General features: G+C 72.9%; 27 protein-coding genes. 21 read left to right on the top strand and 6 right to left on the bottom strand.

Features of this window, described 5'->3' with window-relative positions; genetic code table 11:
* Positions 1–126 precede the first annotated feature (126 nt).
* From GWK15_RS21670 to GWK15_RS26410, 6 genes are all read left to right on the top strand, one after another.
* The gene (locus GWK15_RS21670) at positions 127–630 is read left to right on the top strand and encodes a type III secretion system chaperone family protein (protein WP_168043485.1); all 504 of its coding nucleotides are present in this window, start codon (positions 127–129) and stop codon (positions 628–630) included.
* 156 nt (positions 631–786) lie between these two features.
* A complete protein-coding gene (locus tag GWK15_RS21665; RefSeq protein ID WP_168043484.1) occupies positions 787–1128 on the top strand; it encodes an STAS domain-containing protein in 342 nt (113 codons plus the stop codon).
* Positions 1129–1144: 16 nt separating this feature from the next.
* Complete coding sequence (locus tag GWK15_RS21660; RefSeq protein WP_168043483.1) at positions 1145–1582, top strand: ATP-binding protein; 438 nt, start codon at positions 1145–1147, stop codon at positions 1580–1582.
* Positions 1583–1695: 113 nt separating this feature from the next.
* Complete coding sequence (locus tag GWK15_RS21655; RefSeq protein WP_168043482.1) at positions 1696–2856, top strand: chemotaxis protein CheW; 1161 nt, start codon at positions 1696–1698, stop codon at positions 2854–2856.
* Entirely contained in the window at positions 2853–3551 is a 699-nt protein-coding gene (locus GWK15_RS21650; RefSeq protein WP_168043481.1) for a response regulator, read from the top strand. Before GWK15_RS21655 ends, GWK15_RS21650 begins: the two co-directional genes overlap by 4 nt.
* Positions 3548–6166 (top strand): ATP-binding protein, encoded by a 2619-nt coding sequence (locus GWK15_RS26410; RefSeq protein ID WP_168043480.1) that lies wholly within the window; start codon positions 3548–3550, stop codon positions 6164–6166. The genes GWK15_RS21650 and GWK15_RS26410 overlap by 4 nt, the downstream gene beginning before the upstream one ends.
* 103 nt (positions 6167–6269) lie before the next feature.
* On the opposite strand, the gene GWK15_RS25700 is transcribed toward GWK15_RS26410, so the two are convergent.
* Complete coding sequence (locus tag GWK15_RS25700) at positions 6270–7223, bottom strand: helix-turn-helix domain-containing protein (protein ID WP_209442348.1); 954 nt, start codon at positions 7221–7223, stop codon at positions 6270–6272.
* A 231-nt stretch (positions 7224–7454) separates the two neighbouring features.
* Here GWK15_RS25700 and GWK15_RS21635 point away from each other — a divergent pair, with 231 nt between their 5' ends.
* On the top strand, positions 7455–8999 hold the full coding sequence (locus GWK15_RS21635) for a DUF1254 domain-containing protein (protein WP_168043479.1): 1545 nt from the start codon (positions 7455–7457) through the stop codon (positions 8997–8999).
* A 114-nt stretch (positions 9000–9113) separates the two neighbouring features.
* Here the strand turns inward: GWK15_RS21635 and GWK15_RS26620 are convergent, their stop codons facing one another.
* Positions 9114–10295 carry a PP2C family protein-serine/threonine phosphatase gene (locus GWK15_RS26620; protein ID WP_338147310.1) on the bottom strand — a complete coding sequence of 394 codons (1182 nt, stop codon included), beginning with the start codon at positions 10293–10295 and terminating at the stop codon, positions 9114–9116.
* Positions 10292–11935 (bottom strand): methyl-accepting chemotaxis protein, encoded by a 1644-nt coding sequence (locus tag GWK15_RS21625; protein WP_168043478.1) that lies wholly within the window; start codon positions 11933–11935, stop codon positions 10292–10294. The genes GWK15_RS26620 and GWK15_RS21625 overlap by 4 nt, the downstream gene beginning before the upstream one ends.
* A gap of 188 nt (positions 11936–12123) precedes the next feature.
* On the opposite strand from GWK15_RS21625, the gene proC reads away from it, so the two are divergent.
* From proC to GWK15_RS21610, 3 genes are all read left to right on the top strand, one after another.
* On the top strand, positions 12124–12936 hold the full coding sequence (gene proC / locus GWK15_RS21620) for a pyrroline-5-carboxylate reductase (RefSeq protein WP_168043477.1): 813 nt from the start codon (positions 12124–12126) through the stop codon (positions 12934–12936).
* A 25-nt stretch (positions 12937–12961) separates the two neighbouring features.
* Positions 12962–13576, top strand: a complete 615-nt coding sequence (locus tag GWK15_RS21615) for a TetR/AcrR family transcriptional regulator (RefSeq protein ID WP_209442347.1) — start codon at positions 12962–12964, stop codon at positions 13574–13576.
* Between the two features lie 93 nt (positions 13577–13669).
* On the top strand, positions 13670–14113 hold the full coding sequence (locus GWK15_RS21610; protein WP_168043476.1) for a phasin family protein: 444 nt from the start codon (positions 13670–13672) through the stop codon (positions 14111–14113).
* Positions 14114–14126: 13 nt separating this feature from the next.
* On the opposite strand, the gene GWK15_RS21605 is transcribed toward GWK15_RS21610, so the two are convergent.
* Complete coding sequence (locus tag GWK15_RS21605) at positions 14127–14558, bottom strand: type IV secretion protein Rhs (protein ID WP_168043475.1); 432 nt, start codon at positions 14556–14558, stop codon at positions 14127–14129.
* Positions 14559–14702: 144 nt separating this feature from the next.
* Here GWK15_RS21605 and GWK15_RS21600 point away from each other — a divergent pair, with 144 nt between their 5' ends.
* The 6 genes from GWK15_RS21600 to GWK15_RS21575 all read left to right on the top strand — a co-directional run bounded on the left by GWK15_RS21600 (position 14703) and on the right by GWK15_RS21575 (position 18583).
* A complete protein-coding gene (locus GWK15_RS21600; RefSeq protein WP_168043474.1) occupies positions 14703–15635 on the top strand; it encodes a ribose-phosphate pyrophosphokinase in 933 nt (310 codons plus the stop codon).
* Positions 15632–16240: a class I SAM-dependent methyltransferase gene (locus tag GWK15_RS21595; RefSeq protein WP_168043473.1), complete on the top strand. Its 609-nt coding sequence runs from the start codon at positions 15632–15634 to the stop codon at positions 16238–16240. Before GWK15_RS21600 ends, GWK15_RS21595 begins: the two co-directional genes overlap by 4 nt.
* A gap of 108 nt (positions 16241–16348) precedes the next feature.
* The gene (locus GWK15_RS21590; RefSeq protein ID WP_168043472.1) at positions 16349–16966 is read left to right on the top strand and encodes a glutathione S-transferase family protein; all 618 of its coding nucleotides are present in this window, start codon (positions 16349–16351) and stop codon (positions 16964–16966) included.
* Positions 16963–17361 carry a Rid family hydrolase gene (locus GWK15_RS21585; protein ID WP_168043471.1) on the top strand — a complete coding sequence of 133 codons (399 nt, stop codon included), beginning with the start codon at positions 16963–16965 and terminating at the stop codon, positions 17359–17361. The genes GWK15_RS21590 and GWK15_RS21585 overlap by 4 nt, the downstream gene beginning before the upstream one ends.
* Positions 17358–18005: a glutathione S-transferase family protein gene (locus tag GWK15_RS21580; protein ID WP_168043470.1), complete on the top strand. Its 648-nt coding sequence runs from the start codon at positions 17358–17360 to the stop codon at positions 18003–18005. Before GWK15_RS21585 ends, GWK15_RS21580 begins: the two co-directional genes overlap by 4 nt.
* On the top strand, positions 18002–18583 hold the full coding sequence (locus GWK15_RS21575; RefSeq protein ID WP_168043469.1) for a histidine phosphatase family protein: 582 nt from the start codon (positions 18002–18004) through the stop codon (positions 18581–18583). Before GWK15_RS21580 ends, GWK15_RS21575 begins: the two co-directional genes overlap by 4 nt.
* Here GWK15_RS21575 and GWK15_RS21570 read toward each other — a convergent pair.
* Complete coding sequence (locus GWK15_RS21570; protein ID WP_168043468.1) at positions 18549–21242, bottom strand: DUF2339 domain-containing protein; 2694 nt, start codon at positions 21240–21242, stop codon at positions 18549–18551. The two genes, GWK15_RS21575 and GWK15_RS21570, sit on opposite strands and share 35 nt — an antisense overlap.
* A gap of 174 nt (positions 21243–21416) precedes the next feature.
* On the opposite strand from GWK15_RS21570, the gene GWK15_RS21565 reads away from it, so the two are divergent.
* From GWK15_RS21565 to GWK15_RS21545, 5 genes are all read left to right on the top strand, one after another.
* Positions 21417–22094 (top strand): 50S ribosomal protein L25/general stress protein Ctc, encoded by a 678-nt coding sequence (locus GWK15_RS21565; RefSeq protein ID WP_168043467.1) that lies wholly within the window; start codon positions 21417–21419, stop codon positions 22092–22094.
* Between the two features lie 112 nt (positions 22095–22206).
* Complete coding sequence (gene pth, locus GWK15_RS21560) at positions 22207–22803, top strand: aminoacyl-tRNA hydrolase (RefSeq protein ID WP_168043466.1); 597 nt, start codon at positions 22207–22209, stop codon at positions 22801–22803.
* The gene (locus GWK15_RS21555) at positions 22803–23300 is read left to right on the top strand and encodes a hypothetical protein (RefSeq protein WP_168043465.1); all 498 of its coding nucleotides are present in this window, start codon (positions 22803–22805) and stop codon (positions 23298–23300) included. Before pth ends, GWK15_RS21555 begins: the two co-directional genes overlap by 1 nt.
* A 1-nt stretch (position 23301) precedes the next feature.
* Positions 23302–24396 (top strand): redox-regulated ATPase YchF, encoded by a 1095-nt coding sequence (gene ychF, locus GWK15_RS21550; protein ID WP_168043464.1) that lies wholly within the window; start codon positions 23302–23304, stop codon positions 24394–24396.
* A 255-nt stretch (positions 24397–24651) separates the two neighbouring features.
* Complete coding sequence (locus GWK15_RS21545) at positions 24652–25872, top strand: pentapeptide repeat-containing protein (protein ID WP_168043463.1); 1221 nt, start codon at positions 24652–24654, stop codon at positions 25870–25872.
* On the opposite strand, the gene GWK15_RS21540 is transcribed toward GWK15_RS21545, so the two are convergent.
* Positions 25835–26008 carry a hypothetical protein gene (locus tag GWK15_RS21540; RefSeq protein ID WP_168043462.1) on the bottom strand — a complete coding sequence of 58 codons (174 nt, stop codon included), beginning with the start codon at positions 26006–26008 and terminating at the stop codon, positions 25835–25837. The genes GWK15_RS21545 and GWK15_RS21540 overlap by 38 nt on opposite strands.
* Positions 26009–26067 lie beyond the last annotated feature (59 nt).

Genomic DNA, 26067 nt, shown 5'->3' with positions numbered 1-26067 from the left:
TTGCAACCGCTACAGGCTTGCGACGCGATTCCGCGTCTGCGTAGTCTGCCCTTCGTATCCCGCCGCCCGATTCGCACCCCATATCTTGTGGTGTCCGGGCGGCAGACCCGGGCAAGGAGGTGCCGCATGTCCGCCTCTCTCCAGTTGGACCGCGACCGTGCTTCGAACCCCCTCGACATCCTCGAACAGATCATCGCCGCCAATGAATGGGCCTTCGAGCGCCGTTCGGACGGGGAGATGGCGGCCGAGGCGCCGGGCAAGTGGTGCGACTACGGCCTGCACTTCTCCTGGTCGCACGAGATCAGCGCCATGGCCTTCACCTGCGCCTTCGACCTGAAGGTGCCGGCCGACCGGCGGGAGAAGCTCTACGAGCTCCTGGCGCTGGCGAATGATCGCCTCTGGATCGGCCATTTCGGCATCGAGGCCGAGGACGGCGTCCCGGTGTTCCGCCACTCGGTCCTGCTGCGCGGCTCGCCCTCGGCCTCGGCCGAGAGCCTCGAGGACATGGTCGACATCGCCATCACCGAGTGCGAGCGCTTCTTTCCCGCCTTCCAGTTCGTCCTCTGGGGCGGCAAGGCGCCGGCCGAGGCGCTGGCCGCCTCCATGCTGGACTGCGTCGGCGAAGCCTGACCCCGCGGGGCCGGCGCCGCCCGCGCCGGCCATTCGACATGGAATTGTCACATGTCGGGAACGGCCCTCTTCCCTTATCACACCGTCGTCAACGAGACTGCCGGGCGAGGGGCGTGGCCCACCGTCCTGGCGGTGGTCGGAAGGGATGATGGCGCGATGAAGATGGATATTCAGGAAATGGCGCCGGGGGTGAACCGGGTGGTCCTCGACGGGCGCCTCGATGCCGCCGGCACCGGCGAGATCGAGTTGCGCTTCACCGCGAGCCTCGCCCCGGCCGACCGCCACGCGGTGGTCGACCTCGCCGCCGTGCCCTTCGTCAGCTCGCTCGGCATCCGGCTGCTGCTCACGGTCGCGCGCACGCTGCACCGGCGCGGCCGCAAGGCCGTGATCCTGAACCCTCAGCCTTCGGTCATGACGGTCTTCGAGACCGTCGCCCTCGGCACGCTGATCCCGATCGCGACCGACGAGGCCGAGGCGCTGTCGCTGACCGCGACCTGAGGCGGGAGGCCGGGCGGTGCCGTTGGCCACCGATCCGGAAGAGGCGGGCGCGATCCGCCTGGCCATCCATGCCTCCTCGTCAGGCCTTGCGGAGGCACAGCCGCGGCTGCGCGCCTTCCTCGACGCGCGGGGATTGCCCGGCGGCATCGCCGACCGCGCCGAGCTCCTCGTCGAGGAAGTGGTGATGAACGTCGCCATGCACGGCGCCGAGGACGCGGCGACGGCCGAGGTCGAGCTGCTCGCCGAGGCCGGGCCCGACCGTTGCATCCTGGTCTTCGAGGATACCGGCCGCGCCTTCGACCCCACCGCCGGCGAATTGAAGGAACGCCCGCTCAGCCTGGCGGATGCCGAACCCGGCGGGCTTGGCCTCGTGCTGATGCGGCGCCTGACCCGCGAGCTCGCCTATCAGCGTCTGCCCGAGGGCCGCAACCGCCTGCGGATGGTCCTCCTCTGACGCGCCGGTGGCATTGCGGGTCGGGATCGGCCTAGCCTGGGGTTCGCGATACGGGCGGGGCGCGCGGTGCGGGGGAGTGCTGCCGGAACACGCAAGGCCAGGGGGTCTTCCGCATGACCGCGGAAGCCGAGGCCTTGGCGTTGCGCGCCGGGATGCGCTGCTACCTGCTGCCGGCCCGCTCCCGCCGGCTCGAGGCACCGCCGGCGCCGCGGCCGCTGCCCGGTGCGCCGCCGGGATTGCTGGGCCTCGCCATGGTCGAGCGGCGCGGCGCGATGGTCTGGGCGCTGACCCCCTTCCCCTCCGCCTGGGTGGTGGTGGAACGGGACGGCGGCGCCGTGATCTGCGGCGGCGACGCGGTGGCCGAACCGACGCCCGATGCCGTGCCGCTCGACCTGCCGGATGTCGCGCCCCTGCCCATGCCGGCGCCGGTGCCGCTCGCGATCCCGCCCTTGCCCGCGGCCGTGCCGCTCGCCGCGCCGCGCAGCCGTGACCACTACCTGCTGACCCACGGAACCGGGTCGGTCTCGGTGCCGCTCGCGGCGCTGGAAGGGATGGGCTCGCTGCGGCCCGGCATGGACCCGGCCGCACCCCCGGGCCTGCCAGGCGCCTTCGGCATCCATGAGGTCGCCGGAAGGCGCGTCCTCGTCCTCGATCCCGCCTGGTGCACAGGGGGCAGGCTCGGCACGGGGATGGCCTCGGGGCTGGTGGCGCTGCTGCGCATCGACGGCCGCCTGCTCGCCATGCCGATCGGCCGCGCCGCGCCTGGCATGGAAGGCCCCGTGCTGGAGGAACGGCTGCGCGAGACCCCGGACGGCCGCGCGCTGCTCGACGCCGCGCCGCACGCGCTGCCCGCCGCCGCCCCCGAAGCGGGCCGCGAGGTCGCGCGCCTGCTGCTGTGCGAGGCCGGCGGCACCCGCTTCGCCGTAGCGGCGGCCGAGATCGCGACCGTCCTCGCCCCGCTGCGCCCGGCCCCGGCGCCCGCGCCCGTGCCCTCCCTGCGCGGCGTCGTCTCCCATCGGGGGGAGGTGCTGCCGGTGCACGACCTCGACCCGCGCCTCGCCGCGCCGCTCGCCGCAGCGGCCCTCGCCCAGGCGCCGCTGCTGCGCCTCGCGCTCGCACGCCCGGTCGTGGTGCCGGTCGAGCGCGTGCTCGGCCTGCGCGCCCTGCCCGCGGCGCTGATCGAAGCGGTCGCCGACGACGCGCTCGTCTCGGGCCTCGCACCGCTCGACGGCATGGGCATCCGCATCTGCCGAGCGTCGGCCCTGCCCGCATGACCGCGCCCGATCCCGACCTGGTCGCCGCCTTCGCCGAGGAATACCGCGCCGGCGCGGCGCGCCTCGCCGCCGCCACGGACCTGCCGGCGGCGGGACGGGTCATCGCCAACCTGCGCGCCATGGTCGAGGCGGTGGGGATCTCCGCGCTGCTGCCTCCGCTCGACACGGCGGCGGAAGCGGTCGCGGCCGGGGACGCCGATGCGCTGCACGCGGCGGCAGCGGCGATGGGTGGGGCGCTCGACGCCGCCCTCGCACCGCCCGCGCCCCCGCCCGCCGCGCGGGTGCGCACGCTGGTGGTCGACGATTCCCCCACCATGCGCCGCCTGCTGCGCCAGATCCTCGCCGCCGACCCCGCCTTCGAGGTTGTGGCCGAGGCCGCCGACGGCGCCGAGGCGATCGCCCGCTGCGCCGAGGCGGCGCCGGACCTCGTGCTGCTCGACATCGAGATGCCCGGCATGGATGGCGTGACGATGCTGCGCCACTGGGCGCTGGAAGGACGCGGCGCGGTGCTCGTCGTCTCCTCCGCCACGCCGCCGGGATCGGCGCTGGCGCGGGAGGTCCGGCGGCTCGGCGCCGCGGGCGTCACCGGCAAGCCATCCGGCGCGCTGTCGGCCGACATGGCGGAACGGCGGGGCGCGGCGCTGATCTCGGCCGCGCGCCGCGCCGCCGGACTTCCGCAGGATGCCGCGCCGTGATCGACGACGACCTGCGCGACCACTTCGCCGCCGAGAGCGAGGAACACCTCGACACCATCGAGACGCTGCTCGCCGCCGGCGTCGCCGATCGCGCAGCGATCGATTCCCTCTTCCGCGCCTTCCACTCATTGAAGGGCATGAGCGGCGCGCTGGGCGGCGCGGGCATGATGGCGGTGGCGCATCGCTGCGAGGACATCCTCGGCCTGGCGCGCCAGGGCCGTGCGGCGATCGCCGGGGAGGCGGCGGACGCGCTGGTCGCCGCCGTCGACACCATGCGCCGCCAGCGCGCCGGGCTGGTGGGGGAGAACTGCGACATCCCGGCCCCGGCGGCGCTGCTCGCGCGGCTCGGCGCCGTCGCGGACGGCACGGCGGTGGCCGCCCCGCCGCCCGCCGCCGCGCCGCCACCCGCACCGGCGCCACAACCCGCCGCGGCGCCCCCGGCCGCGACGCAGGCCGCGCGGCATTTCGCCGTGCTGGCCGAGGTCTCGGCCAAGGTCGCGATGAAACTCGCCCCGCTCGCGGCGGGCGGGTCGCACGAGGCGACGACGCTCGCCACCGAGCTCGCCGCGCTCGCCCGCGCCGCGGGGGCGGGGCGCGTCGCGGCGACGCTCGGCGCGCTGCCGGGCCGCGCCGGTCCCGCCGCATTGCCCGCCTTCGGGGATCTGTGCCGCGGGCTCGCGGCGCTCTCGGCGCTGACCGGCCAGGATGCCGGCGCGGCGGCGCTTCAGCAGGCATTGGCCGAGACCGCGGGCCAGGCCGGGCTCCCGGCACGCGTCGGAACCCTCGCCGAGTTGGTGGACGGCCCCGACCCCGCCGCCTGCGTCGCGGCGGCGCGGGAGGCCGCGCGCATCGCCGCGGCGATCGGCGAGGCGCCGCTCGAGGACCTGCTGCTCACGGTCGAGGATCTCTGGGACCGCCTCGCCGAACCCGACGCCGCCGCGGCCGTCACCGCCCGCCGCGCGCTGATCGCCGGCCGGTTGCGCGCGGTCGCGACCGGCGGCCTCGCCGCCCTGCGCACCCAGGCCGAGGAACCCACCGCACCGGTCGCCGCCCCCGGCATCCCGCCGGACTTCGCCGCGACACTGGGCCCCGAGGGCGCCGAGCGCGCCGCCGCAGCGGTCGCGTCCGGGCGGGGCCTCTACCGCGCCCGCCTCGGCCACCTCGCGACGGTCGAGCGCGAGGCCGCGCTGATCGAATGGCTCACCGCCCAGGGCGCCGAGGCGCTGGCCAGCCGCCTGCTGCCCGGCAGCGACCCGCCGGTGCTGGAACTGCTCCTCGCCGGCCCCGCCGATGCCCGCGCCTTCGAGGCGAGCCGTGCCGCCATCGATCCCTCGGGCACGCTGGTCGCCGCGCTGACGCCGCTTGGCGCCGCGCCCGCCGGCGAGCCCGCCACGCCCGCCGCCGGCGGCACGCTGCGCCTGCGGCAGGAAACCGTGGACGGCATCATCGCCCTCGAGGCCGAGGTGCGCGCCGCCGGCCTCTCCCTCGCCGATGTCGCCGGCCGCAGCGAGGTCCGCGGCCTCGCCACCCGCATCGCCAGCCTGACGCGCGACCTGCCGCCCGGACGCGCCGCCGAGGCCGCCGCGCTCGCCGACCGCGTCAGCGCCACCATGCAGGAGGTGCAGGGCACCGCCGACCGCCTGACCATCGCGCTGCGCCGGCTGAACGAAGCGATGATGGAGCTGCGCGTCACGCCGCTCGCCGCCCTGTTCGGCCGCATGCCGCGCATCGCCCGCGCGGTGGCCGAGGCCGCCGGCAAGGAGATCGAGGTCGAGCTCGCCGGCGGCGAGGTCAGCATCGACCGCGGCCTGATCGAGATCCTCGCCGACCCGCTGCAGCACCTCGTGCGCAACGCCGTGGACCACGGCGTCGAACCGCCCGCGCAGCGCAGCGCCGCCGGCAAGGTGCCGCGCGCGCGCCTGCGCATCGCCGCCGAACGCCATGGCGCGGACCGCGTGCGCGTCACCGTCGCCGACGACGGCGCGGGCATCGACACCGAGGCGGTGCGCCGCGCCGCCGTCGCCCGTGGCGTGGTGGGCGGCGCCGAGGCCGCGCGCCTCGACGAGACCGGCGTGCACCGCCTGCTGTTCCGTCCCGGCTTCTCGACGAAGGACCGCGTCAGCGCGACCTCGGGCCGCGGCGTCGGCCTCGACGTGGTTGAGGACGCGGTCCACCGCGCCGGCGGATCGGTGACGGTGTCGAGCCGCCCGGGCGCGGGAACGGAATTCGTGCTCGACCTGCCGCTCTCGGCCGCCATGGCGCCGGTGCTGCTGGTCGAGGCCGGCGGCCACCCCTACGCCCTGCCCGTCGCGCGCGTCGAGGCGGTGCTGCACACCGGCACCCTCGGCAGCGCGGGGGAACTGCCGCCGGTCGTCTCGCTGGAAGCCGCGCTCGGCCTGCCGGTGCCGGGCGAACCGGGCGGCATCCTGCTGCTGCGCGGGGCAGGCGGACGGCGGATCGGCCTGTCGGTCGGCCGGGTCAGCCGGCGCGTCGACCTGCTGCTGCGGCCGCTGCACCCGACGCTCGCCGCCCTGCCCGGCGTGGGCGGCGTCGGCGTGCTCGGCACCGGGGAACCGGTGGTGGTTCTGGAACCCGACGGGCTGGTGCCCGCCTGAGTGCAGGAGCACGAAGGCTGGGCCTTCATGCGACCGGATCGACATGCACCGCCGGCGCGAGGGCGTGCTGCGTCATCCGCTCCCGCATCGCGGCCGGCGGCCGCTACCGATGCGGCCGGCGCCCACCGGCGGCCAGCGTCTGGGAGGGCGTCTCGCCGAACTGTGCCTGGTAGGCGCTGGCGAAGCGGCCGAAGTGCCACAGGCCGAGGTCGAGCGCGACCTGCTTCACCAGCAAGCCATCCCCCCCGGCCATCAGCCGCCGGCGCGCCTCGGCGAGGCGCCTCAGCCGGAGGTAACGGTGCACGCTCATCCCGAAGACCGCGTCGAAACACTGATTGACGAAGCGGGGGCTCACGCCGATCGCAGCGCCGATCTCATGGCTGAAGACAGCCCGGCCCCGTGCGGCTTCGAGATACGCCACCGCGGCCGAGGCGACACGGACGGCGCGCCCCTCGGCGCGCACCCGCCGGGCCGATGACGCGCCGGCGGTGAACGCGCCGTCGAGTGCCGCGCACAGGCCGTCGACCACGCCCTCCGACACCGCGGCGCCGGCCGCGCCCCCCGCGACGGCGCCGTGGACCTCCTCGAGGCGAAGCAGCCCGGGCGCCCGGGCGAGCAACCCGGGCAGATGGACCGCGCGCCGTTCGCAGGCCGCGGGAATGCGATCGAAGATCTCGCGAAAGCGGCCGTCGTCGAACACGGCCATCGTCCAGCGCTGCCCGTCCGAAACCCTGGCATGGAGCTCGGCGTGCGGCCCGTACAGGACGGCGTCGGCCCTGCCCGGCACCATGCCGTTGAGGCGGCTCGCCTCCTCCGGCCCGCCGGTCGGAAAGAACAGTGCCCAGGTGCCAGGCGGCACCCGCGCCCGCCCGAGATAGCTGCCATCGAGGTCGTTCGACTGGACCCGCAGCGGCCCGAGATCGACCAGCCGCAGCCCGTAGCGGAACCGACCCGGCGAGAGCTGGACCATGTCCGCCTGGAAATCGCGCTGCGCCTCGGCCAGGGGCTCGATCCGGTCCAGCTCTGCCGACCAGGTGGCGGGGGCGATGCACTCCAAGCGGCGGATCTCCTCGGTGCGTGGCGCCCGCAGAAGCGGAGGGTGTTCCGAATCCGGCTAGCGATTCAACCCATGCCGCAGGTCGAATCGCGATACGCTTGCCCCGAGCGGCGATGACGGTTCGACCGGTACGGCGATGAGATCGATGCGGAACGGCGGTCCTCCGGGCCTGCCATGGTCTTTTCCCGATAAGGTGAACGCTGCCCAAGCATCCGGAGAGGTTCGACCTTCATGACCACACGACGTGAACTCGCCGTGCTCGCGGCAGCAGCATCGGCCTTGCGCGGCGCCTTCGGCCCAGCCCCGGCGGAGGCCCAGCCGCTCACCGGCACCCCGACGCCCCCGGTCTTCCGTTACACCACGCCGATGCCCTCCGGCGTCGTCATGCCCGCCACGGTCGAGACGGGCTTCGGCCGGCTGAACTTCTTCGACGGCGTGCCGGATGCCGACAGTACGCGGCTGATCTACGACAACCTCGACCGGCAGCGCGCCCTGCAGGCCTACCTGCTCGCCCTGCCCGCGGTGAACCAGGCGGCGAACCGAAACGCCGTCCTCAGCGTCGGCCCGGTCAACGCCACGGTGCCGATTTGGGAAGGGCGGGTGGACAGCCGCACGGTCGAACTGACCGCCAACGACAACACGCCCTACACCTGGTTCTGGGTGGACCTCCGCAACGGCCCGCTGGTGGTCGAGGTGCCGCCGGGCGTGCTCGGCCTGATCAACGACATGTTCTATTCCTGGGTGGCCGATGTCGGCATCACCGGCGCGGATCGCGGCCGCGGCGGCAAGTACCTGCTGCTGCCGCCGGGCCATCGCGGGGCGGTGCCGGAGGGCTACACAGTGGTCCGCCCGAAGACCTTCCAGAACTGGTTCGCGTGGCGCAGCTTCCCCGTGAACGGCGACTTCCGCCCCGCCATCGAGTCGGTGAAGCGCCGCACGAAGATCTATCCGCTGTCCCGCGCGTCCAACCCGCCGCGCCTGACCTTCGTCGACATGTCCGAGCGACCCTTCAACATGGTCGGCCCGTCCGACTTCCGCTTCTGGGAAATGCTGAACGACGTGGTGCAGGTGGAACCGAGCAGCGCGTCGGACCCCGTCACGCTCGGCTTCTTCGCCTCCATCGGCATCCAGAAGGGCAAGCCCTTCCAGCCCGACGCGCGGATGCGCCGCATCCTGACGGAGGCCGCGGTCGCCGGCGATGCGACGGCCCGCGCGCTGGCCTACCGGGCGCGCGATCCGGAAGCGCGCATCTTCAGCGACCGGCGCTGGCGCTACGCCTTCCAGGGCGGCTACCTGTTCCAGCATCAGCCCGGCGTCGGCAACCTCGATGCGCGCGCCTTCTTCTTCTTCCTCGCCACCGGCGTGACGCCGGCGATGGACACGAAGATCGTGGGCGAGGGCTCGACCTATCCCTGGACGGCCGAGGATTCGAACGGCAACGCCTTCGACGGCGGCAAGACCTACCGCCTGCACCTGCCGGGCCCGGTGCCGGTGCGCACCTTCTGGTCCACCATCGTCTACGACACCCAGACCCGGTCGATGCTGCAGACCGACAACCGCTTCCCCTCGGTCACCAGCCAGAATCCGGCCGTGCAGAAGAACGCCGACGGCTCGGTCGACATCTGGTTCGGCCCGACCGCGCCGGCGGGACGCGAGAGCAACTGGGTGCAGACCATCCCGGGCAAGTCGTGGTTCATGATCCTGCGGCTCTACGGCCCGCTGCAGCCCTGGTTCGACCAGAGCTGGAAGCCAGGCGACATCGAACCGCAGGGCTGACGCCGCAGTCCTGCGAGCGATCCGTCGAAGGGGCCGCTTCATCGCGCGGGCGGCGCGGAGGATGAAGCGCCCTCCGGCGCAGCGGCGACGCCGTCGCCTCAGGCGGCTTGCGCGTCAGCGCATCCGGATCGCCAGCGCCGTGATGTCGTCCGATTGCGGCGTGCCGTCCGCGAAGGTGGCCGCCGCGGCGAGCACGCCATCCACCACCTTGCGCGGATCGGCCCCGAGGCCTGCCAGCGCGCGCTGCAGCCCCTCCCGCTCCAGCGCCTCTCCCGCCGCGTTCTCGGCTTCCGTCACCCCGTCGGAGAAGACCAGCAGCGCCTCCCCAGGCGCCAGGCGGAAGGGCTCGCTGCGATAGACGGTGCCTTCGCGCGCGCCGAGCGGCGGCTGGCGCCCGAAGGGACCGAAATCGCGCGGCGGGGCGTCGTCGCGCAGCAGGAAGGGCGCGTCATGCGCGGCGATGGCGATCGCGCCCTCCCCGGTCTCGAGGTCGATGACGCCGAGGGCGACCGTCACGAAGGTCATGTCCTCGTTGTCGCGGGCGAGGTCGTCATTGGCGATGGTCAGCAGCTCACCCGGATCGGGCGGGCAATGCCGCTCCGCGCAGAGCCGCGCCGATGCGCGCACGAGGCCCATGCTGCGCGCCATGGTCAGCGCCGCCGGCGCCCCCTTGCCCGAGACGTCGCCGACCGCGAACAGCACCGTCCGCTCGTTCAGCCGCACCGCGTCGTACAGGTCGCCGCCGACCTGCCGCGCCGGGATCATCGCCGCATAGACGTCGATCCGGTCGCCCGCGATGATCGCCGCGAAATCGTGCGGCACGAGCGAGACCTGCGCCGAGCGCGCGCTCTCGAGCTCCGCCTCCAGCGCCGCGAGGCGCTGTGCGGCGAGGTCCCGCAGCCGCTTCTTCTCGAGCACCGTCGACAGCCGCGCGCGCAGCAGCGTCGGGTCGAAGTTCTTGGGCAGGAAATCCTCGGCGCCAAGCTCGATGCAGCGGACGATCGCCGTCATCTCGGTCAACGCGGAGATGACGATCACCGGCGGTGCCTCGGTGCCCAGCGCGCGCAGCCGGTCGAGCACGCCGATGCCGTCGAGGCCCGGCATCTCGATGTCGAGCAGCACGGCATCGAAGGCGCGCGCGGCGATCGCCTCGAGCCCCTGCTGCCCGTCCTCGGCCAGCGCGACGTCGTGGTAGCCGAGCTCGGCGAGGCGGCGCGTGAGCAGCAGCCGGTTGAAGGCGCTGTCGTCGACCACGAGGATGGAGGCCGCGACGGGCGGCACGACCGGTGCGGTCACAGATTGCGCCCCAGCTTCGCGCCGCCGGCGACGGATTCGACCGCCACGCGCGTATCGGCGGCCTGGCGGGACAGTTCGACCATGGTGCCGGTCAATTGCTCGGCCGCCGTCGCGCTGGACTGGCCGATCAGGGTCAAGGTGTTCACGCGCTCTCCCAATTGCCGGACGGTCGCCTGCTGCTGGTCCATGGCGGTCGCGATGTCGCTCGCCAGCCGCGCGCTCTCGGCCACCAGCCCCTCGAGCCGGTCGACCGAGACGCCGACATTCTTCGCCGCCGCCCCGCCCTCGCGCGTGCGCTGGCCGGCGCCGCGGACGAGGTCGGCGATCTCGGTCGCCAGCCCCTCGGTGTTCGCGGCGAGCTGGCGCACCTCCTCGGCCACCACCGCGAGGCCGCGGCCGTGCTCGCCGGCGCGCGCGGCCTCGATGGCGGCGTTGATCGCGAGGATGTTGGTCTGCGTCGCCATCTGCGCGATCGAGGCGGCGATGCGGTTCACCCGCTCGGCGTCGTCGCCCACGCCCTCGACGATCTGCACCAGGTCGCGGATGCGGTGCACGCTGTCGGTGAGCAGCGTCTTCGCGTCGCTCGCGCGCGCACTGGCATCCTGGGTGTTCTGGCCGACCAGGCGGATCTGCTCGGCGCTGTCGGCCAGCGAGGCGGCGAAGGCGCGCAGCTCGCTCAGCTGCTTCGAGGCACCGTCCGAGATGCTCCCGATGGCCTGGGAGGCCTGGGTGGTCGAGCTCGCCGTCTGCCGCGCGCCGTCGAGTGCGCGGTCGGCGAGGCTGCGCGTGACGTTGAGGTTGTCGCGGAAGATCACGACGGCGCGCGCCATCTGGCCGAGTTGATCCTCGCGATCCGTCAGAGGCACCTCGGTCGCGACATCGCCGCGCGCGACCTGGGTCATGGTCCGCGCCAGCGCGCCGACCGGCCGGGTGATGGTGGTGACGAGGACATACCACGTCAGCAGCGCCGCGAAGACGCCAAGGCCGGTGCCGAGCATGGTGACGATGCGGGCGTCGCCGGCGATCCGGCGCGCGCTCGCGACGCTCGCCTCGGCCCGCGCGCGGGAGGCGTCGCGCGCCGCATCGGCGAAGCGGTTGAAGGCCACCTGGATGTCGAGCCATTCGTCCTGCAGCGGCGTGAGGTCGGCGCGGCGCCGGGCGGAGAAGGCCTGCTGGGCGCGCTCGGACAGGCCGCCGATCCTCCGGCTCATGTCGCGCGCCCCGCCCAGCACGACGCTGTCGATCTCGCCGCCGAACAGGGTCTCGACCTCGCGGAAGGCTGCGGTGAGCTGGGTGCCCTGCATGACGATGCGCGGCGGCGCCGCGTTGGGCTGGCCGGCCGTGGCGGCCATGGTGTTGAAGGCGGTGCCGTAGGCATTGACGCTGGCGGCGAAGGTGCTGACCGCCTCGTCCGCGAGACGCACGCGCACGCCCAGTTCCTCGACGATCGCGGATTGCCGGGCGAGGTTGGTGGCCGCGTTGCCGGCCAGCAGGCCGACGGTGAGCAGGAACAGGATGCTGACGATGCCGGCGCGCGTGCTGATGCGCCCCATCCACTCCGCGAAGCGCCAGCGCCGCGTGCGCGCCGCCGCCTCGCGCGTCGAGCGCACGGCCTCGATGGCTTCCAGGGCGCCGTCCATCCGCTCCCTACCTCTGGGCATGTCGCCAGGCCATGCCCTCACGGCTTGGCGAGCCAGTTTGTCCGATTTTCGCGACAAACCGCGAGGATTACTGCACAACCGGCCAACTGTTGCGAGTCCGAGGTAGCCCCATCGGCATCGGCGCAGCATGCTTGCCGGCCGGGGCGCGAGGCGGCACGGTGCCGCGCATGACCGAGACCCTCCCCGACCTCCTCCTGATCGGCTGCGGCAAGATGGGCGGCGCGATGCTGTCCGGCTGGCTGGAACGCGGCCTGGCCCGCGCCGTCGTGGTGGAACCCTTCGCGGCCTCGGCCGCCGCCTTCGCCGGCCGGGCCACCATCGTCCCGGACGCCGCCTCCATCCCGGCTGGCTTCCGGCCCGCGGCCGTGATCCTCGCGATCAAGCCGCAGGAGGCCCCGGCGACGGTGCCCGCCTTCGCCCGCTTCGCGGCGGAAGGCGCGCTCTTTGTCTCGATCATGGCCGGCCGGTCGGTCGCCTCGATGCGCGCGGCCCTCGGGGAGGGCGCGGCCGTGGTCCGCGCCATGCCGAACACCCCGGCCGCCGTCCGCCAGGGCTTCACCGCCGCCTATGCCGCCCCCGGCGTGACGGACGCCCAGAAGGCGCTCGCCGACGCCCTGCTCCAGGCGGTGGGCGAGGTCGCCTGGGTCGCCGAGGAGGACCAGATCAACCCCGTCACTGCCGTGTCGGGCGGCGGCCCGGCCTATGTCTTCCTGCTCGCCGAGGTGCTGGAGAAGGCCGCCATCGAACAGGGCCTGCCGGCCGACCTCGCGCGCCGGATGGCGCGGGCGACGGTGGCGGGCTCGGGCGCGCTGCTCGCCGCCAGCCCCCAGGATGCCGCCGACCTCCGCAAGGCCGTGACCAGCCCCAAGGGGACCACCGAGAGGGCACTGAACGTCCTGATGGAACCCGATGCCTGGCCGGCGCTGATGTCGAAGGCCATCGCGGCCGCCACCGATCGCGCGCGGGAACTGGCGGGCTGAGCCCCGCCTCCCATATCCTCGCCCCATGAGCGAGACGAACGACGAGGCCCTGATCGGCGCGCTGTGGCGCGTGGTCGCCGCGCATGGCTGGCAGGGCCTGACCATGGGGCGGCTCGCCGCCGAGGCCGGCGTCCCCCTGGCGACGCTACGCGAACGCTTCCCCACCCGGCTCGATGCCCTGGTCCTGCACGGGCAGGTGGTCGACCGGGCGGTGCTCGACGGGACCGTGCCGGGCCAGGGCGGCGCGGCGCGGGACCGGCTGTTCGACGTGCTGATGCGCCGGTTCGACGCCATGCAGCCGCACCGGGCGGGCATCCTGCGCTTCCTCGCGCATCTGCGGCGCGACCCGGGGCTCGCCGCGGCCCTCGCGCCACGCATCGCGATGTCGATGCGCTGGATGCTCGATGCCGCGGAGATCAGCGGGGAGGGCTGCGCGCGCCGGGCCATGGCGCTCGGCCTGGTCGGCGTCTGGCTCGCCACCGTGCGCGCCTGGACGGAGGACGAGAGCGAGGATCTGGGCCACACCATGGCCGCGCTCGACCGCGCGCTCGACCGCGCCGAGCAGATCGCGCGGACCTTCGGCGTCACGCCGCGCGATGGATCCGCATCCGGCACGGAGGCGACGCCCGGCGAGGCGTGACGTGCCGCGCGGCGAACGATCGCCGCCGCGACTTCCTGTATCGCCGCCGCGCTGTTCTGCTCTAGGCTTCGGCATCAACAAGGGGAGATCACGATGGCCGATCCGTTCGGTTTCAAGCCCGACATGGACGTCTTCAAGATGTTCGCCGACTTCAAGATGCCCAACGTGCCGGCCATGCCGGACATGGAGGCGGTCGCGACCGCCCAGCGCAAGAACATCGAGGCCCTGTCGGCCGCGAACCGCGTCGCGCTCGAGGGCGCGCAGGCCGTCGCGCGGCGCCACATGGAAATCCTGCAGTCCTCGGTCGCCGAGATGACCGAGGCGATGAAGTCCCTCGCCTCGGCCGAGGCGCCGCAGGACAAGGCGGCGAAGCAGGCCGAGCTCGCCAAGTCGACCTACGAGAAGGCGGTGGCCAACCTGCAGGAGATCGCGGACCTCATCCAGCGGTCGAACAGCGAGGCGATCTCCCTGCTCAACAAGCGCTTCACCGAGGCGATGGACGAGGTGAAGGGGCTGATGGCGAAGGCCGGCAAATAGCGGCCCGTCACGCCTACCGGTTGGGCGCGGGACCGGTGCCTCGCGCCACCAGGCGGCCCTGGGCGTCGTAGCGCCGCCAGGTGTCGCCGCTGCGCTCGATCCGCCCGGTCGAGCGGCCCTGCGCGTCGCGTAGCCTGGCGGTGTTGCCGTGCCAGTCGGTCGAGCCCGTCAAGCGGCCGGAGGCGTCGTAATGGCGGGTCACCTCGCCCTGGGTCTCGCTGCGCCCCACCGCCCGCCCGGCCGAGTCGTAGTGCCGCGTCGTGTTGCCCGAGGTCTGGGAGCGGCCCGTGAGCCGCCCGCTGGCATCGTAATGGCGGACGTCGCCGCTGTTGCCGTCGCTGCGCCCGGTCATCCGCCCCTGGGCGTCGAATTCCCGGGTGGTCTGGGCGGCGGCGGCGCCGGCGAGCAGGGCGAACGCGAGGGTCAGGGCGGCGGCGAGGCGCATTCTTCGGATCCTTAGGGCGGGCTGAACGTGATGCAGCCCTGCGGCGACGGTATGGCGCGCTGATTTACACATCTTCGTCACGTTGCTACGAACCCGCCGCCCTCCCGACACAGCCCGCGCCACGGCGCCCGGAGCTCCCCGGCCATGAAGATCGTCGCCTGCAACAGCAATCGCCCCCTGGCCGAGGCTGTCGCCGCCGCCTGCGGCCTCCCGCTGACCAACGCCTCCGTCCGCCGCTTCGCGGACATGGAGGTGTTCGTGGAAATCCACGAGAACGTCCGCGGCGAGGACGTCTTCGTGGTGCAGTCCACCTCCTACCCCGCCAACGACAACCTGATGGAGCTGCTGATCACGCTCGACGCGCTGCGGCGCGCCAGCGCGCGGCGCATCACGGCGGTGATCCCGTATTTCGGCTATGCGCGGCAGGATCGTAAGTCGGGCAGCCGCACCCCGATCAGCGCCAAGCTGGTGGCGAACCTGATCACCGAGGCCGGTGCCGACCGCGTCCTGACGATGGACCTGCACGCCGCGCAGATCCAGGGCTTCTTCGACATCCCGGTGGACAACCTGTTCGCCGCGCCGCTGTTCTCCCGCGACATCCAGGAACGCTACGAGGGGCGGGAGCTGATGATCGTCTCCCCCGACGTCGGCGGCGTGGTGCGCGCGCGCGCCATCGCGGCGCGGCTCGGCGTGGATCTCGCCATCATCGACAAGCGGCGCCCGCGCGCCGGCGTGTCGGAAGTGATGAACGTGATCGGCGAGGTCGAGGGTCGCCACTGCCTGCTGGTCGACGACATCGTCGATTCCGGCGGCACGCTGTGCAACGCGGCCGAGGCGCTGCTGAAGAACGGCGCCAAGTCGGCCGGCGTCTACGTCACCCACGGCGTCTTCTCGGGTGGCGCGGTCGCGCGCATCGGCGCGGCGCCGATCGAGATGATGACGGTCACCGACTCGATCCAGGCGACCGAGGCGGTGCGCGTGTCGCGCAACATCCGCCAGCTCACCATCGCCCCGCTGCTCGCCGAGGCGATGAAGCGCATCAGCGAGGAATCCTCGGTCTCCTCGCTGTTCAATTGAACGAGGACGAGGCCGGCAGGATCGCCGGCCTCTATCGCCGCCACGCCGGGGCCTGGGCCGCGGCGCGCGGCACGGCACCCGGCGTCGAGGCCGGATGGCTGGCGCGCTTCGCCGCGCTGCTGCCGGCCGCCGGCACGGTGCTCGGCCTCGGCTGCGGGCCGGGACGGCCGGTCGCGGCGCGTCTCGCCGGACTTGGCCATGCCGTCACCGGCGTCGATTCCTCGCCCGAGATGATCGCCATGGCGCGCGCCGCCCTGCCGGACCAGGACTGGATCCTGGCCGACATGCGCGGGCTCGCGCTCGGCCGCCGCTTCGACGGCATCCTCGCCTGGGACAGCGTCTTCCACCTGCGCCACGACGACCAGCGCGCGATGTTTCCCGTCTTCGCCGCCGATGCCGCGCCGGGTGCGGTGCTGATGTTCACCTCGGGCCCCGCGCACGGCATCGCGATGGGAACCCTCGGCGGGGAACCGCTGTTCCATGCCAGCCTCGATCCGGCGGAATACCGGGCGCTGCTGGCCGCCAGCGGCTTCGCGGTGCTGGGCCATGCCGCGGAGGACCCGGAGTGCGGCGGGCATACCGTCTGGCTCGCGCGGCGGGGCTGAAGGCGTGCTCGGGAACGCGGGCGCCGGCCCGCCTTGCCAAGCCCTCGCCCCCGGAGGATTGTCCGGGTGGCCCGCCTGAACGGCGGCGGAACGGAAGGACGATCGTCCATGAAGCTGTACTACTCCCCCGGCGCCTGCTCGGTCGGCATCCATGTCCTGCTCGAGGAAACCGGCGCGCCTTACGAGGCGGTGCTCGTGAACCTGCGCGAGGGCGCGCAGTTCAAGCCCGAATTCACCGGCGTGAACCCGAAGTCGAAGGTCCCCACGCTCGAGCGCGACGACGGCAGCGTGCTGACGGAATACCCCGCCATCGCCTTCTGGATCGCCTCCCGCTTCCCGACAGCGGGGCTGATGCCGATCGGCATGGACGCCCAGGCGCGCGCGCTGGAATGCACCGACTACTGCGTGGCGACGATGCACATGCAGGGCTTCTCCCGCATGTTCCGCCCGTCGAACTTCGCCCCGTCGGAAGGCGATGCCGAGGCGGTGAAGGCCCGCGGCGCCGAGATCTTCTCCCGTGGCCTCGCGCTGATGGACAAGGCGCTCGAGGGCAAGGAGTGGCTGGCCGGCACCTATTCCTTCGCCGATTCCGCGCTCTTCTACGTCTCCTTCTGGTGGAACGCACGGCTGCAGAAGGACCTGCCGGCGAATGTCGCGGCGCATTACGCGCGCATGAAGGCGCGGCCGGCGGTGCAGCGCACGCTGGCGGCCGAAGGCCTGGCGTGAGCCCGGCACCCTTCGACATCTTCCTCCCGCCCGGACCGGGGGAGAAGCGGCCCTTCAGCCGCGCCACCCGGGCCGGCGGCCTGGTTTTCGTGTCGGGGCATTCCGCCCCGCACGATCCGGCCCGCGGCATCCACCGCGGCGCCACGGCGGCCGAACAGACGCGCAACGCGCTCGCCATGGTCGAGAGCATCCTGCGCGAGGCCGGCAGCAGCCTCGACCGCGCGGTGCAGGTGACGATGCTGATCACCGACCCCGCCGACTACGACGCCTGCAACGCGGAATACGTGAAGCACTTCCCGAACGGGCTGCCCGCGCGCCACACCGCGCGCTTCGGCGTGCCGACCGAGGCGAAGGTCGCCTTCGCCTGCATCGCCCTCGCCGGAGACGCATCATGACGAAGCCGATCCTCTGGACCTCGACCCGCACCAGCGGGACCATCGTCCACCAGATGGTCGCGGCGAGCGGCCTCGACCTCGACATCCGCTTCATCAGCCTGCGCAAGGGCGACCACAAGACGCCCGACTTCCTCGCCATCAACCCCAAGGGCGAGGTCGCGGCGATCCAGATCCCCGACGCGGGCGTGACGATCACCGAGATCCCGGCCATGGCGCTCTGGCTCGCGGAAGCCGCGCCGGACTCCGGCCTGCTGCCGCGCGACGCGATCGGGCGTGCCAAGGGCATGGAATGGCTCTGCTGGTGCCATTTCCGCATGGCCAACACCTTCTCCCTGGCCTTCCAGGCGAAGCGCCTGACCGGCGGGGACGAGGCCGCGGCCGCCGCGCTGAAGGCGACCGCCGTGACCCGCGCGCAGGACGCGCTGGCCTTCGCCGACGCGCAGCTCGCCGGCCGGCCGCACGGCACCATCCTCGGCACGGAGAAGGTCTCCGCCGCGGACATCTTCCTCGCCGCGCTGCTCGGCTTCGGCGGCTTCCTCGGCGTCGCCACGGACGGCTATGCCAACCTCAAGGCCCTCGGCGCCAAGGTCGCCGCGGTGCCCGCCATCGCCGCGGCGCTCGCCCGCGAACAGGAGATCGGATGACCCCCGCGCTGAACCCCATCCCCTTCTGGTTCCTCCGCCACGGGGAGACCGACTGGAACGCGCAGGGCCTCAGCCAGGGGCGCACCGACATCCCGCTCAACGCCATCGGGCTGATGCAGGCCGCGCGCGCGGCCGAGGCGATGCGCGGGCGCGGCATCGCGACCATCGTCGCCTCGCCGCTCGACCGCGCCTTCCGCACCGCCGAGATCGTCGCCCAGACCGTCGGCCTGCCGATCGCGACCGACGATGACCTGCAGGAAGTCGCCTTCGGCGAGCAGGAAGGCCTGCCGATGGGCGACTGGTACGACGACTGGATCGAGGGCCGCTACACGCCGGCGGGCGGGGAGACCTTCGCCGGCCTGGTCGCGCGCGGCGTCGCCGCGATCAACCGCGCCACCGCCCTGCCCGGCCCGGTGCTGGTGGTCGCGCATGGCGCGCTGTTCCGCGCCCTGCGCCTCGCCCTCGGCCACGAGCCCAATGTCCGCACGCCGAACGCGCTGCCGATCCTCTGCACCCCGCCCGCCGGCGGCGGCGCCTGGGATGTCAGCCCGGTGGCGCTGCCGCCGCTTCCGGCATAGGCGCCGGCGGCTTCACCATCACGAAGCGGCGGTAGATCGCGCCCAGCGCGATCAGCGCCAGGCCGAGGCCCAGGAAGGACAGGACGCGCCACAGACCGACCAGCGCGTCCATGTCCACCAGGAACACCTTGAGCGTGGTCAGCGCGATCACCGCGAGGGCCGCGAGCCGCACCTCCTTCCGCGCCGTGCGGATGCCGGTCGCGAGCAGCAGCGCGCCGAGCAGCAGCCAGGCGCCGGAATAGGCGTACATCTCCGCCTCCCCGATGCGACCCCAGCCGATGTCGTCGGGATGGAAGGCGCGCCGCACCTCGAGCGTCACCCAGGCGAAGGCGGCCGCGAGCGTGTAGAGCGCCACGACCTGCCCCGCGCCCTTGGTCTCATGCGCCTCGGGCGCGCGCGCCAGCGCAAGTGCGCAGAGCAGCGCCGGCAGCGCATAGGCCGGCAGGAGCGCGTTGAGCACCGGCAGGCCGGGCACCGCCTCGTTCACCGTCCAGGGGTTGTAGAAGATCAGCAGGCCGCCGAGCAGCAGGCCGACCACGCCGGCGGTGCGCGCCACCCACAGCATGGCGATGCGCCCGCCGCGCCGGTGTAGCAGCAGCGCGACCCAGGCGGAGGCGAAGAGCGCAGTTGCCTGCCAGCCGGCCTCGGCGAAGCCCCAGCTGCTGGCGCCGATCTTGCCGTTGGTCAGGCCGTGGCGGATCTCGAGCAGCACGAGCAGCACCGCGAACAACGCCGCGCCGCATTCGAGCAGCCGCACCACGATGCCGTCGCGCATCCGCAGGAAGACCCGCGAGGCCCAGGCGAAGCAGACCGCCGGCACGCCATAGGCGAGCAGCAGGCCGTTCACCACCGGCCAGTCACCCCACTCATAGCCGAGCACGAAGCGGTTGGCGGCCAGGCGCACCAGCACCGTCACCGCCACCACCACTGCGACGCGGCGCAGCGCCTCGAACCCCGTGCGCCGGGCGATCATCGCAAGCGGCGGCAGGAACAGCGCGACCGCGAGCGTGAGCCACTGGTCCCGCAGCACGAAGGCGCAGCCGAGCGCGAGCGCGGCCGTGGCCCCCGTGGCGTGTGCGCCCGCCCGCCGGCTGTCCCCGGCCGCAATGCCGCGTGCCGCCGCGCCGACATGCACCGCCGCGACGCCGCAGGCGATCAGCCCCCAGATCGGATCGGCCGCGATCCCCGCGATGCGCGCATAGGCGACGAGCAGCGTCAGCACCGGCACCGCCGCCGCGAGACCCGCCCAGGCCAGGCCGTGCCGCTTTTCCAGCGCCAGCCCGGCCAGCAGGTGCAGCAGCGCGAAGGCCAGCGCGGCACCGATGAAGCGCCACAGCGCCTCCGGCACCCAGGCACCGGGGATCAGCCCCTGCACCGCGCCCTCGACCGTGACGAGTTCCGTCGTCGGCGACCACGCCGGCACGTTCCACACCAGCAGCAGCAGCAGCCCCAGCCCCGCGACCAGCCAGGGCAGCCGCGACAGCGACACGTCGCGAAGCCCCGCCGCGATGGCGACGGGTGCGAGCAGCAACACGCCGATCGCCGGCGCCAGGCCGGACTGCCCGATCGCGACCGGCATCAGCGCGAGGCCGAGCACCACCGGCGGCACATGCGCGAGCCGGCTGCCGAGCGGCGTGCCCAGCGCCTCCCGCGGCAACAGGAACAGGAAGGCCGCCGCCCCCAGCACGACGAACAGCGTCGGCGCCCAGAGGTCGAGCCCGGTCGCGGCGAAGGTGCCGCCCAGCGCCCAGAAGGCCCCGGCGACCGTCGCGCACCAGCCGAGCCATCCCCAGGCGGTCAGCCGCACCACCATCATCGCCGCGACGGTCACCACCAGCAGATAGGCGAACAGGCCGGGGATGGACGGCTCCTCGGTCGCGACGAGCATCGGCGTGACGAAGGCGCCCACCAGGCCCACCACCGCGACCAGCGGCCCCCGCCGCAGCGAGAGCAGCATGCCGAGCCCGCCCGCCCCGGCCATGGCGGCGAAGCCGATCGGCGGCGGCAGGAAGGCGTACATCGCCGTCGCGGCATAGGCCGCCCCGAACAGCGCCGCGACGCCCCCCGCGGCGAGCGCCGGCGGCCCGTAATCCGGCAGCGCCGACCCGCCAGGCGCCGGACGCCGCGCGAGCCATTCCCCGGCAAGGATCAGCGCCACGCCCAGCAGCGCCGCCAGCACGCAGCGCGCCCCCGGGCCGAGCCAGCCTTCCTCCACCGCGAAGCGGATCAGGAAGACGCCGGCCAGCAGCAGGGCGCCGGCCCCGAGCCAGACGCCCCAACGCTGGGTGAGCAGTTCCTCGATGTTCCGCTGCGGCCGCGGGCCGGACGGCCGCGCCCAGGGCGGCAGCGGGGCGGCCGGCTCCGGGGCGACCTCCGGCTGCTCGGGGGCTGGCGGTGGCTCCGGCGCGGCCTTGGCGACCGGTTCCGGCGGGGCGGCGGGGGCCATCTCGGGCGTGGGCGCGACCGCGACCCCTGGTGGGCGGAATCCCGCGGCCATCAGCGCGCCGCCCATGCTGGCGATCTCGCCGCGCAGGGCGACCACCTCCCGCCGCAGCGCCTCGGCCTCCCGCCGTGCGGCCCCTGCCCGGGCAAAGCCGGCGACGCCGAGGATCCACCCGCCCAGGAACGCCAGGACGAGGAGCAGCAGGAAACCTTCCATGGCGGCAACGCTCGGCCGCGGCCCCGCGCCGCGTCAAGCCGTTCCGCGCTTGCGCCCCCGCCCCCCTTCCCCTAGAAGCCCCCTGCGCCGGCACCCCTGGAGGCCGGCGCTTGTCGTTGCGGCATGCCCACCGCGGCCCGCAGCGACGACCAAACCAATGCAAGGAGCACGACCATGGTCCAGACCATCCGGATCGAGGCCGAAGCGCGCGAGCAGGCAGGTAAGGGGGCAGCCCGCGCAACCCGGCGTCAGGGGCTCGTCCCCGCTGTCATCTACGGCGCGAAGAAGGAAGCGACCCTCGCGGCGCTCGACCCGCGCGACGTGATGAAGGAACTGCACAAGGGCGGCTGGCAGTCGCACCTGTACGAAGTCGCCGTGAAGGGCGGCAGCACCGAGCGCTGCCTGATGCGCGACGTGCAGTTCCACCCGGTCACCGACCGCCCCATTCATGTGGACTTCCAGCGCCTGGCGCCGGGCTCGCGCATCCGCGTGAAGGTCGCCGTGCACTTCCTCAACGAAGAGACCTGCCCGGGCATCAAGGCAGGCGGCGTGCTGAACGTCGTCCGCCGCGAGGTCGAGGTGATGGCCGACCCGGAGAACGTGCCGGAGGCCTTCGAGGTCGACCTGGCCGAGGCCGGCATCGGCGACGGCCTGCGCTGGTCCGCCGTGAAGGACCAGTTCGGCGCGAAGCCGGTCATCGTCGGCCGCGACTTCATGATCGCCTCCATCGCCGCCCCGACGGTGGTCGATGAGAGCGCTCCGTCGGCCGCCCCCGGCCCGGTCGAGGCGACCAAGCAGAAGGCGCCCGCCGCCGCTGCCGCCGCCCCGGCGAAGGCCGCGAAGAAGAAGTGAAGGGCGGGGGAGGGTGAACCTCCCCCGCACCCCCTCCCTTCTTTGTTCCTTGGGGTCCAAAGAAGGTTGAGGGGGGTTCGGGGGGAGAAGTTCTCTTCTCCCCCCGGTCATCATGTCCGCGCGCGACGACACCCCGCTGCTCTGGGTCGGCCTCGGCAATCCGGGCGGCGAACACGCGCGCCAGCGCCACAACATCGGTTTCATGGCGGTGGACGAGATCGCCCGACGCCACCGCTTCTCCCCCTGGCGAAAGCGCTTCAAGGGCGAGGTGAGCGAGGGCGTGATCGCCGGCCGCAAGGTCTGGGCGCTGAAGCCCATGACCTACATGAACGCGAGCGGCGATTCCGTGCAGCAGGCGGCATCCTTCCTGAAACTGCCGGTCGATGCCGTCACCGCCTTCCATGACGAGCTCGACCTGGCGCCCGGCAAGGTGCGCGTGAAGAAGGGCGGCGGCGTCGCCGGCCACAACGGGCTGCGCGACATGCGCCGCGCCTTCGCCAATGCCGAGTTCTGGCGCGTGCGCCTCGGCATCGGCCATCCTGGCCACAAGGATGCGGTGACGGGCCATGTGCTCGGCAATTTCGCCAAGCAGGACCAGGCCTGGCTCGCGCGGCTGCTCGATGCGGTGGCGGACTGCGCGCCGATGCTCGTCGAAGGCCGCCCCGAGGACTTCATGACGCGCGTCGCGCTGCTGACCCAGGAGGCGTGATGGAAGACGAGGATCACCCGATGGACGGCGTCTTCGGCGGCCCCGGCCCGCAGGATTTCGTCAACGGCACCGCCGTCCTCGCCTCCGCCCTGACGCGCGAGGCCGAGAGCCTGGCCAACGCCGCGGCGGGGCTGCGCGAGACGCTCGACCTTTTCGTCATCGACGGCTTCTCGCCCGAGGCCGAGGACCGGCGCGTGATGCGCGAAGGCACCCGCGAGGCCGCGGCACTTGCGGGCGCGCTGCTGCTCACGGCACGGCACCTGCTGCGCTTCATCGGCGACCCCGTGCGCGCGGCACATGAGACGGTCGGGCGGCTGCCGCGCGGCTCGCTGTCGGTGGGCGAGATCGTGGGACATCTGCGGGCGGCGGCGCTGTCGCCCGTGACGGATGACGGCGCGGCGCGCATCGCCGCCGCGACGATCGCAGAGACATTCGCCGAGGAGTTCGGCGCGGCCTGGCACAAGGCGGCGCCGCCGGTCGGCGGCCAAGGGGACTGAGATGGGCTTCAATTGCGGCATCGTCGGCCTGCCGAACGTCGGCAAGTCGACTCTCTTCAACGCGCTCACGCAGACGGCGGCCGCCCAGGCGGCGAACTACCCCTTCTGCACCATCGAGCCGAATGTCGGCCGCGTGGCCGTGCCGGACCGCCGGCTCGACGACCTCGCGCGCATCGGCAAGAGCCAGAAGATCGTCCCGACGAGCCTGGAATTCGTGGACATCGCCGGGCTGGTGCGCGGCGCCTCCAAGGGCGAGGGCCTCGGCAACCAGTTCCTCGCGAACATCCGGGAGGTGGACGCCATCGTCCACGTCCTGCGCTGCTTCGAGGACGGCGACATCACCCATGTCGAGGGCAACATCGATCCGATCCGCGATGCGGAGACGGTCGAGACGGAGCTGATGCTCGCCGACCTCGACAGCCTCGAGAAGCGCGCCCAGGGCCTGGTGAAGCGCGCGCGCGGCGGGGACAAGGAAGCGATCGCGCAGATGGCGCTGATCGAACCGATCAAGGCCGCGCTCGAGGCAGGCCGGCCCGCGCGCACCGCGGTGCCGAAGGGCGAGGAAGCCGCCGCCGCGCGCCTGCAGCTGATGACGACCAAGCCCGTTCTCTATGTCGCCAACGTGGACGAGGCCAGCGCCGCCACCGGCAACGCGCAGTCCGAACGCGTCTTCGCCAAGGCGAAGGCCGAGGGCGCGCAGGCGGTGGTGGTCTCGGCGGCCATCGAGGCCGAGATCAGCCAGATGCCCGAGGGCGACCGGGCGGAGTTTCTCGCCTCGCTCGGGCTGGAGGATTCCGGCTTGGACCGCATCATCCGCGCCGGCTACGCGCTGCTCGGCCTGATCACCTACTTCACGGTGGGGCCGAAGGAGGCCCGCGCCTGGACCATCCTGAAGGGCATGAAGGCCCCGCAGGCCGCCGGCGTGATCCATGGCGACTTCGAACGCGGCTTCATCGCGGCCGAGACCATCGCCTTCGACGACTACGTGACGCTGAACGGCGAGCAGGGTGCCAAGGAAGCCGGCAAGATGCGGGTGGAAGGCAAGGAATACGTCGTGAAGGACGGCGACGTGATGCTGTTCCGGTTCAACGTGTGATCTACTGAGGCCGCCTCCGGCCCTCGACAATATCTCCCGACGAGAGCAGCGCGCTATTTATTGCTTATCCGTGCGGGTGTGAGCACGATGCGACTGGGAAATGCCCCAGACACTCGCCCCGCCGGGATTCGACGGATGCAAGACGGACAACTCGTCGAACCACGCGGTCACCGCCTCTGGTTCGCGCTCTTGGTCGTTGCGGGCCTATTCTTCCCGGCAGCCCAGTCGCTTGCCTGCTCCTGCCGCCCTGATGTCATGCCGGAACTGGCCGTCATGGAGCGCGATCTCGTCTTCCGCGGCCGCGTCGTCGCGGTGGAGGAGAACGACGACGGGGCCGCCCCCCGCACGCAGCGCACGACGTTTGAGGTGCTCCAGGTCTGGAAGGGCGCGTTGCCGGACCGCGTCGTCGTGCGGACTAACGTGGACAGCGCCTCGTGTGGCACAACATTCAGCGTTGGGGACGAAGAGACGGTTTTCGGCTCGCGCCACCGTGGCGAGATCGGGACGGGCTATTGCTCAAGATGGCACGCGACATCGGCATCGCCCGTGCTCCATCGCCTCGGGGAGCAACTCTCGGCTGCAGACGACGCCGTACGCGCTGCGCCAGGCACTGTTGCGCCGGTGCTCGCTCGCGCGCGACTGCTGCGATTCTGGCGCGATCATGAACGGGCCCTGACCGCCTATCGGGAAATCGTGGACACCTTCCCGGACCTTGCAGATCCCCAGGTCGGCATGGCGCGCGTTCTGACCGCGCAAGGCCGGCCGGACGAGGCTCTGGCGCTCCTTGAAGGGGCACGCGCCCGCCTGGGGCCGCACCCGGACATCCTGGCCGCCATGGGCGTTGCGCGTGTCGCGGTGGGTGACCTCTCGGACCTCCAAAGGGTCGATTTCCGCGAAGCGGATCTGAGTGGTCTGAATCTCTCGGGGCACGACCTGCGGGGAGCGGACTTTTCAGGCGCCTATCTCGCACGCGTCAGCCTCACATCGAGCGATCTGCGCGGAGCGCGTTTCGAGGATACACGGTTCAATTCCGTCAACATGTCGGGCGTCGATCTCAGAGGATCGCGCTTCGTTGGCTCGACGGGATTCCCCGCGGTGCGGCGCGCGGATCTTCGCGATGCACATCTGGAACGCATTGCGTTTCCGCGAGGCGTGAGCTTCAGAGAAGCTGATATGACCGGCGCAACCATCATGGAAAGCCGGCTGGTCGAGCCCTTGTTCGGAGACACGCGCCTCGCGCACGCAAGACTGACGACCGTGTATATCCGTGGCGCCAGTATCGTGAACCCAAACTTCGCCGGCGCCACGCTGCGCGATGTCACATTCGCGGGCGGGGCCGTCTACCGCACCGCCACTGGCTCGCAGGGCAGTCCACTTCGCGTCGAGGACCTGGCCGGCGCCCATCTGACCAACGTGCGTATCGAGGCGAGGTCCCGACTTACTGCCCCGGCAGCGCCGTCCGCGCCGCGCCCGTGACAGGATCCGGCGGCGGCAGTGCCGTCCCGCGCGGCCCCAGCCCGTCGCGCTCACGCGCCGGATCCCCGCAGGCCGCGAGCGCCAGGGTCAGCATCACGACGGGCAGGAGGACTCGGGCGGCGGCGCGGAACGTCATGCCGCCCGCTTAGCACGGGCCGCGCCCCGCGCTAAACGGGCCTCGCGCAGCACCCGGAG

This window comes from Neoroseomonas oryzicola, assembly GCF_012163135.1.
Classification (GTDB): Bacteria; Pseudomonadota; Alphaproteobacteria; order Acetobacterales; family Acetobacteraceae; genus Neoroseomonas; species Neoroseomonas oryzicola.
The sequence above is the reverse complement of the archived record's forward strand: the minus strand, read 5'-3'. Positions and strand labels throughout refer to the sequence as shown.